At 64.3% G+C, this 7532-nt stretch carries 6 protein-coding genes and 1 tRNA gene; 5 read left to right on the top strand and 2 right to left on the bottom strand.

Annotated elements, in window-relative coordinates:
* From ASG57_RS19030 to ASG57_RS19015, 4 genes are all read left to right on the top strand, one after another.
* A partial coding sequence (locus ASG57_RS19030; RefSeq protein WP_162250065.1) for a methyl-accepting chemotaxis protein occupies nucleotides 1-1057 on the top strand: 1057 nt, incomplete at its 5' end.
* Nucleotides 1058-1638: 581 nt separating this feature from the next.
* Nucleotides 1639-3126 (top strand): MFS transporter, encoded by a 1488-nt coding sequence (locus ASG57_RS19025; RefSeq protein WP_024339312.1) that lies wholly within the window; start codon nucleotides 1639-1641, stop codon nucleotides 3124-3126.
* Between the two features lie 4 nt (nucleotides 3127-3130).
* Nucleotides 3131-3949 carry a trehalose-phosphatase gene (gene otsB / locus ASG57_RS19020; protein ID WP_057196995.1) on the top strand — a complete coding sequence of 273 codons (819 nt, stop codon included), beginning with the start codon at nucleotides 3131-3133 and terminating at the stop codon, nucleotides 3947-3949.
* A gap of 243 nt (nucleotides 3950-4192) precedes the next feature.
* Nucleotides 4193-5656 (top strand): trehalose-6-phosphate synthase, encoded by a 1464-nt coding sequence (locus tag ASG57_RS19015; protein WP_057196994.1) that lies wholly within the window; start codon nucleotides 4193-4195, stop codon nucleotides 5654-5656.
* A 90-nt stretch (nucleotides 5657-5746) separates the two neighbouring features.
* On the opposite strand, the gene ASG57_RS19010 is transcribed toward ASG57_RS19015, so the two are convergent.
* Nucleotides 5747-6088, bottom strand: a complete 342-nt coding sequence (locus ASG57_RS19010) for a hypothetical protein (RefSeq protein WP_024339309.1) — start codon at nucleotides 6086-6088, stop codon at nucleotides 5747-5749.
* A 195-nt stretch (nucleotides 6089-6283) separates the two neighbouring features.
* Here ASG57_RS19010 and ASG57_RS19005 point away from each other — a divergent pair.
* A tRNA-Ser gene (locus tag ASG57_RS19005) sits at nucleotides 6284-6373 on the top strand.
* Nucleotides 6374-6385: 12 nt separating this feature from the next.
* Here the strand turns inward: ASG57_RS19005 and ASG57_RS19000 are convergent.
* Entirely contained in the window at nucleotides 6386-7501 is a 1116-nt protein-coding gene (locus tag ASG57_RS19000; RefSeq protein WP_230646690.1) for a L,D-transpeptidase family protein, read from the bottom strand.
* Between the last annotated feature and the right edge of the window lie 31 nt (nucleotides 7502-7532).

Genomic DNA, 7532 nt, shown 5'->3' with positions numbered 1-7532 from the left:
CGGCATCTCGCGTCCGATGATCGCGATGTGCAAGGCGATGCGCGAGCTCGCCGCCGGCAATTTCGACGTCGTGCTGCCCGGCCTCGGCCGCAAGGACGAGATCGGCGAGATGGCGGGTGCCGTCGAGGAGTTCAAGGTTCAGGCGGTCGCCAAGGCCGAGCGCGACGCCGCCGCCAGCGAAGCCCAGAACCGGGAGCAGGCCGCAAGCCGCCGCGCCGAGCTGATCCGCTTCGCCGACGATTTCGAGAGCGCGGTCGGCGCCATCGTCTCCAACGTCTCGGCCTCGGCCGTGCAGCTGGAATCGGCGGCCTCGACGCTGACCCGCACCGCCGAGACCACGCAAAGCCTGTCGAGCCAGGTCGCCGGCGTCTCCGAGCAGGCCTCGTCCAACATGCAGTCGGTCGCGACCGCGACCGAGGAGCTGTCGGCCTCGGTCGAGGAGATTGGCCGCCARGTCCGCGATTCCAGCCGGATCGCCGAAGCSGCCGTGGTGCAGGCCAAGGAGACCGACGGTCGCATCGGCAAGCTGTCGCATGCCGCCCAGCAGATCGGCGAAGTGGTCAAGCTGATCACGGCGATCGCCGAGCAGACCAACCTGCTGGCGCTCAACGCCACGATCGAGGCCGCCCGCGCCGGCGAGGCCGGCCGCGGCTTTGCAGTGGTTGCGAGCGAGGTGAAGTCGCTGGCAAGCCAGACGGCGAAGGCGACCGACGAGATCTCCTCGCACATTGCAGGCATGCAGGGCGCCACCGCCGAATCGGTCGCTGCGATCAAGGAGATCGGCGCGACCATCGGCCAGATCTCGTCGATCTCGACGTCGATCGCGAGCGCGGTCGAGCAGCAGGGCGCGGCGACGCAGGAGATCGCCCGCAGCGTCCAGACGGTCGCGCAGGGCACCCAGACTGCGGCTACCGACATCGGCGAGGTCAACCGCGGTGCCGCCGAGACCGGATCTGCCTCGGAAGAGGTGCTCAATTCGGCCAAGACCCTGTCGAGCGAGAGCACCCGCCTGCGCGCCGAGCTCGACCGCTTCATGGCGACGATCAGGGCCGCGTAAGCTCGCGGCCTAGATCGGAAGAGCGTCNGACCTTCGCGGCGGCGCTCATGCTGATGACCAATGTGCCAACCGCGGTGCCGCCGAGACCGGATCTGCCTCGGAAGAGGTGCTCAATTCGGCCAAGACCCTGTCGAGCGAGAGCACCCGCCTGCGCGCCGAGCTCGACCGCTTCATGGCGACGATCAGGGCCGCGTAGGGGCGTGCGATAGGCTAACCGCCATCGCACCACCCTCCGCTGTCGTCCCCGGGCAAGCGCGCTCTCCGGCGCGCTTGGATTAGTGGTTCATACCCACAGGATTGGGCTTGGCAGGGATTCGGGCCACCTGCAGAACGTCAGCATCGACAGCGCCGATCCGGGCGCCTGTCTTCCGTGAATGTGTCGTCTTTCTGACGTGAGCCATGCATCGAGCCCTTGCGGCTCCATCGCATCGAGCGGTGTCGACGGGCCTTCCCGCGGGAACCCGGCCACTTCGCAGGCGTTGTCGCAGGTGGCAGGCAGAATGCCGCACTCCCATGATCGGATCGACCCCGTCCACGTCACCTGGGACGGGGCTGCTTCCATTGATCAGACGCAACAACCGATGGAATTGCAGCAAAGTCCAGCGCTGAACTATGCACCCGTAGTCCCGGCGGCGACGGCGGCCGACCGTATCGTGGAGACCAGCATTCCCTCGAGGCTCGATGCGCTGCCGTGGAGCGGTTTCCACACCCGCGTCGTGCTCGCGCTCGGCATTACCTGGATACTCGACGGACTTGAGGTGACATTGGCCGGTGCGCTCTCCGGCGCGCTGAAGCAGAGCAACTCGCTGCATTTCTCCAATCTCGATCTCGGTATCGCGAACTCCGCCTATCTCGCCGGCGCCGTGCTAGGCGCTCTCGGCTTCGGCTGGCTCACCGATCGCATCGGCCGCAAGAAATTGTTCTTCATCACGCTCGCGCTCTACCTGTCGGCGACGGCCGCGACGGCCCTGTCATGGGATGTCGCGAGCTACGCGCTGTTCCGATTCCTCACCGGCGCGGGCATCGGCGGCGAGTATACCGCGATCAACTCGACCATCCAGGAGCTGGTGCCGGCTCGCTATCGCGGCTGGACGGATCTCGTCATCAACGGCAGCTTCTGGATCGGCGCCGCGATGGGCGCGGTCGCCGCCATCGTGCTGCTTGATCCCGCCGTGATCGATCCCGACCTCGGCTGGCGACTCGCCTATCTCATCGGCGCGGCCCTCGGCCTTGTCGTGCTCCTGATGCGAATGTGGATCCCGGAAAGTCCGCGCTGGCTGATGATTCATGGACGACCCGACGAGGCCCATGCCATCGTCGGCGACATCGAGCGTTCGGTGATCGGGCACAATCAGGATACGAGCGGCGGGCGCTTCACCAAGATTCGGCTGAGGATGCGTGACCACACGCCGATTGCAGAGGTTCTCCACACGCTGTTCTCGCTCTACCGTCAGCGTGCGCTGGTTGGCCTCGTGCTGATGAGCGCACAGGCGTTCTTCTACAACGCCATCTTCTTCACCTTCGCGCTGGTGCTGACCGATTTCTACGGCATCCGCTCCGATCACGTAGGCTGGTACCTGCTGCCCTTCGCTGCCGGCAATTTCCTCGGGCCTCTCTTGCTCGGCCGCCTGTTCGATACGCTCGGCCGCCGCACCATGATCATGTTCACCTATGGCGCGTCGGGCCTGTTGCTGGCGCTGTCGGGCTATCTGTTCTCGATTGGTGTGCTGAGCGCGCAGGGACAGACGATTGCCTGGATGGTGATCTTCTTCTTCGCGTCACCCGCCGCGAGTGCGGCCTATCTCACCGTCAGCGAGACCTTCCCCCTCGAGGTGCGTGCGCTGGCGATCGCGGTGTTCTATGCGGTCGGCACCGGCATCGGCGGCGTGATCGGACCGGCACTGTTCGGTGCGCTGATCGACACGGGGTCGCGCAACAGCGTGTTCGCCGGCTATCTGCTGGGGGCGGCCCTGATGATCGTGGCAGCGATCGTGGCGGGGCGCTATGCCGTGGCGGCGGAGCGCAAATCGCTCGAACAGATCGCGCGTCCGCTCGCCTTTATGGAGTAGACTGATGAAATCGGAACTTGCGGACATGGCGATGGACCAGAAGCGCACCATACCGGACGGCGATGCACCGGATGCGGTGCCGGTGCCGCATGCGCTCGTCCCGCATCTCGATGAACTTGCCATTTTGCTCGACATTGACGGCACGCTGCTCGATCTGATGCCGACGCCGCGCGAGGTATGGGTGCCGCCGGGCCTGTCGGAAACGCTGAAGCATCTGACCGAGCGCACCTCCGGCGCGCTGGCGCTGGTCAGCGGTCGCTCCCTCAACGACATCGACCTGATCTTTGCGCCCGACGTGTTCCGCGCCGTGGCCGGTCACGGCGCCGAGATGCGGCTGTCGGCGGACAATGAAGCGGAGGCCGTGCACGCGCCGCCGTTGGACAAGGAGCTGAAGCGGCGGCTCGCGGCGCTTGCCAAACTCAGTCCGGGCATTCTGCTCGAGGACAAGGGCTATTCGCTGGCGCTGCATTACCGCCTCGCGCCGCATGCGGAAAAGGCGATCTACGAAGCCGTTTCGCTGGTCCGCGCAGAGTTGCCCAATGCGCCGATCGAGGTGCTGCCTGGCAAGTTCGTCTGCGAAATCAAGCATTCCGGTTTCACGAAGGCAACCGGGGTATGCGAGCTGATGAAGCACGAGCCTTTCAAGGGACGTCGCCCGATCTTCATCGGCGATGATGTCACGGACGAGACCGTGTTCGCGATCATGCCCGACATGGATGGGCTCGCGTTCTCGGTCGGTCGCCGCGCCATGGGCGTGAACGGTCACTTCGATGCGCCAGCCGACGTCCGTGCGTTCCTCGCGCGCCTGCTCGATCCAAGGTGAAACGAAGGCTGCGCCACGCCGCAGACACAAAGGTCTTCGAGCACGGCGCCGTCGCGCGGCGCCATGCGTGCTGCGGGAGAGACCCGAAGGGATGCTTTTCCAAGCGAATCGGGTGGGTTCCGCGAGCGAAACCAGTGCCAACGCGCCCGCCCGATTTTGGTTTCAATTGGTTGAAACGATGATCAGGAACCATATTGATGAACGGCAGTTAAACGGGGTGGAATGAACAGGAGGGGACGACCTGTGAACTTAGTTGTCGTTTCAAACCGCGTCGCCCGCGGCAAGCCGAACGAGCCCATGACGGGCGGCCTTGCAGCAGCCTTGCTTCCAGTTGTGGAACATTCCGGTGCGATCTGGGTGGGCTCCTCCGGGCGCGTGCGGGATGGACACCAGAAAGAACCTTTCGCCGAAATCGAGGCGCTCGGGACGGGTGCAATCGCGACGCTGGATTTGCCGGCGGCACATTACGGCGGTTATTACGAAGGCTTCGCCAATTCGGCGCTGTGGCCGGCGCTGCACTCCCGCAGCGATCTGATCCGTGTCTCGCGGGACGATTATGTCAGCTATCGCGAGGTCAACGCCTTCATGGCGAGGGCCTTGATGCGTTTCCGCAAGCCACAGACTGCGTTCTGGGTGCAGGATTACCATTTCCTCGCGCTCGGCGCCGAGCTGCGCGACCTCGGCGTTGATGACCCGATCGGCTTCTTCCTGCATACGCCGTGGCCCGTTACCACCGTGATGCAGGGCGTGCCGAACCATCGCGAGCTGGTCACGGCGATGCTGGCCTACGATCTGCTCGGCTTCCAGACCGAGGAGGATCGCCAGAACTTCCTCGGCTATGTCGGCGGCGAGCTCGGCCTCGCGATCGAGGACGGCGTCGCGATCTCGCAGCAGGGGCGCACCCGCTGCGAAGTGTTTCCGATCGGCATCGATGCGGAGAAGTTTGCGGCCTACGCCGCGAAGTCGGTCTCCCATCCCGACGTATCGCGCCTGCGCCGCAGCCTCAATGGCGAGCGCCTCGCGATCGGCGTCGACCGGCTCGACTATTCAAAGGGCCTCCTCAACCGAATCAGTGCTTTCGACCGGCTCTGGACCGAGCATCCGCAGTTTGCGCGGGGCATCTCGCTGCTCCAGATCGCCAATCCCTCGCGCGGCGGCATCGAGGCCTATGGCAATCTCCAGAACGAGGTCGCCCGCCTCGTCTCGGACGTCAACGGCCGCCATGGCGAGGTCGACTGGACGCCGATCCGCTATCTGAACAAGGGCTTCAGCCAGGCCGTGCTCGCGGGTCTGTACCGCACCGCGCAGATCGGCGTGGTGACGCCCCTGCACGACGGCATGAATCTCGTCGCCAAGGAGTATGTTGCCGCCCAGAACCCGGCCGATCCCGGCGTACTGGTACTGTCGAAGTTCGCGGGCGCGGCCAACGAGCTCGACGCCGCACTGCTGGTCAACCCGCACGACATCGACGGCATGGCCCGCGCGATCGCGGTCGCCGCATCCATGCCGTTGACCGAGCGCAAGATGCGCTGGGACGCGATGATGAAGAAGCTGCGTTGCCACACGATCCAGCAATGGTCCGCCGATTTCGTCGCCAAGCTCGAGAAGTGCCGGACCGAGAAGGCTGCCGTTGCCCCGCTCGCAGCCCAACCGCCGCAGGCGCTGCGTTGGCTGAAGTCGGCAATCTCTGGCGTGCGGTTGATCTGAGATTATTCTCGGGTCTATCGACCCCTCGTGGCCGGGCTCGACCCGGCCATCTGCCACGGGCATGACGGCAAACAGCCATAGCGCCCGCCTTCAATAGCAATACGATACGCCATCCAGAATCGCGCATTGCCGCTTGTTCGGCGCGTTCGGATTGTCCAGCGGCACCACGCCCTTGCCCTGGCCGACGAACACGCCGGGGCCCACATGCACGGAGCTCTTGTTGCCGATGATCACGCTCTGATGCGGCGTCGAGCTCGAGCGCGTGCCATCTGGCCAGAGGATGGCATCGCCCGAGAGCATCCCGCGCCGGCCGTCGTCACAGCTGACGTCGGCGCCTTGCCGGCTGCAGACCTGTGCGGCGGCGGGTACTGCGAGGACGGAGCCGAGGGTCAAAATCAGGCCCAGGGCGGCCATGGTCTTGCTGACGGGCATGATGTGCTCGGTCGGGTCTGGTGGGCTTCCCGTGAATCGTCGCGCCGAACCCGCCTCAGGTTCAGCCGGCAAGCGGGCCAAGGTGCATATAGCGCTGGGCAATGTCTTTAAAAAACAACAAGTTGCGGAAAATAACCCGATTTGCCCCGCGATCCCTTGCAAAATCATCGGCGCCCCTTCAAGAGAGGGCGCTCCGGAGAGATGGCCGAGTGGCTTAAGGCGCACGCTTGGAAAGCGTGTGTGCGGGAAACCGTACCGTGGGTTCGAATCCCACTCTCTCCGCCACCACGTTGTTGTTCAGCAGCGGCCCGACGGCGAGCCGCCAGCAGCCGCATCACACACGACCGACCCGGCGAACGAACTCCCAAACCATTTGCTCGTCAATGAGCCGTCACGGTCGGTCCACGGGATCGGTGGGAGCTGCGGCAGGTAGGACGCATACGGCATCACTTTCGCAAGCGTTACTCGGCCGGGAAACCGCGCATGGAAAGCCTTGTTCATGCCGCCGTCGAGTCCGCTGTAGATCGGGGCCGCCGGCACATTGTCTTCGACCAATTGCGCGTATGCGCGTTCGTCGGCGTGCTGCTTTTGCCACGCCGCTCGCGCGATTTCGGGATTGACGACGAAGGGCGGGCATTTTTCGTTTGCGCTGAATGCGAGAGGGTGCCGCGAACTTGGAGGTGGTTGCGCATCGAATACATAACGGCGGTCGCATACATCCACCTTGGGTTCGAGACGCGTCGTCTCGAAATGATCGTTGCCGACCTTGAGCATTTTCCAGAAGGTCAGGTTGGGACTGTTTCGATGCCGCGCCAGATTTGCCGGCGTCAGGCGGAACGGATAGGCCTGGACCTGGAACGACGGGCGGCCGCCGAGGAATGAGTCGCGCGCCAACGAATAGATTTCGCTGATCTGTTCGTCGGTCATGGCATAGCAACCGCTCGACCAGCAGTCGCCGTGGATCATGAGGAAGCTGCCGTTGCGCTTGTGCGCCTTGTCGAATGCGTTGGGGTAGCCCAGGTTGATCGAAAGGTAGAAGTTAGAGTTGGGATTCATCAACTCAGGTGTAATCGTATAGAACCCTTCCGGAGCCTGTCGGTCGCCTTCGTACAGCTTCGGCCCGAGATCTCCCGACCACCGACAGATCGGATAGGTCTTGAGAATCTGGAAGCGGCCGGTCGCGTCCTGTTTCCAGACCTCGAGCTCGGCCTCCTCCTTGAAAATACGTACGACGATAGGTGAATATTTCGGCATCTTCTTCTGCTCAAGCAGCGCGAGCAGCTCAGCGGGTAGTTCTCTCGTTGCCTTGGCCGGCAAGGGCTTGCTGCTTTCGCCGAGACAAATGACAGGCGCCAAGGCAGTGGCAAGAGCCGCCGCCAGCGCAAGGATAGGTCGGACCATGGCGCGGATCACCACTGTGCCTCCAGCCTTTCCGACCGTGCGC

The organism is Bradyrhizobium sp. Leaf396 (assembly GCF_001424605.1).
Taxonomy (GTDB): Bacteria; Pseudomonadota; Alphaproteobacteria; order Rhizobiales; family Xanthobacteraceae; genus Bradyrhizobium; species Bradyrhizobium japonicum_C.
The sequence above is the reverse complement of the archived record's forward strand: the minus strand, read 5'-3'. Positions and strand labels throughout refer to the sequence as shown.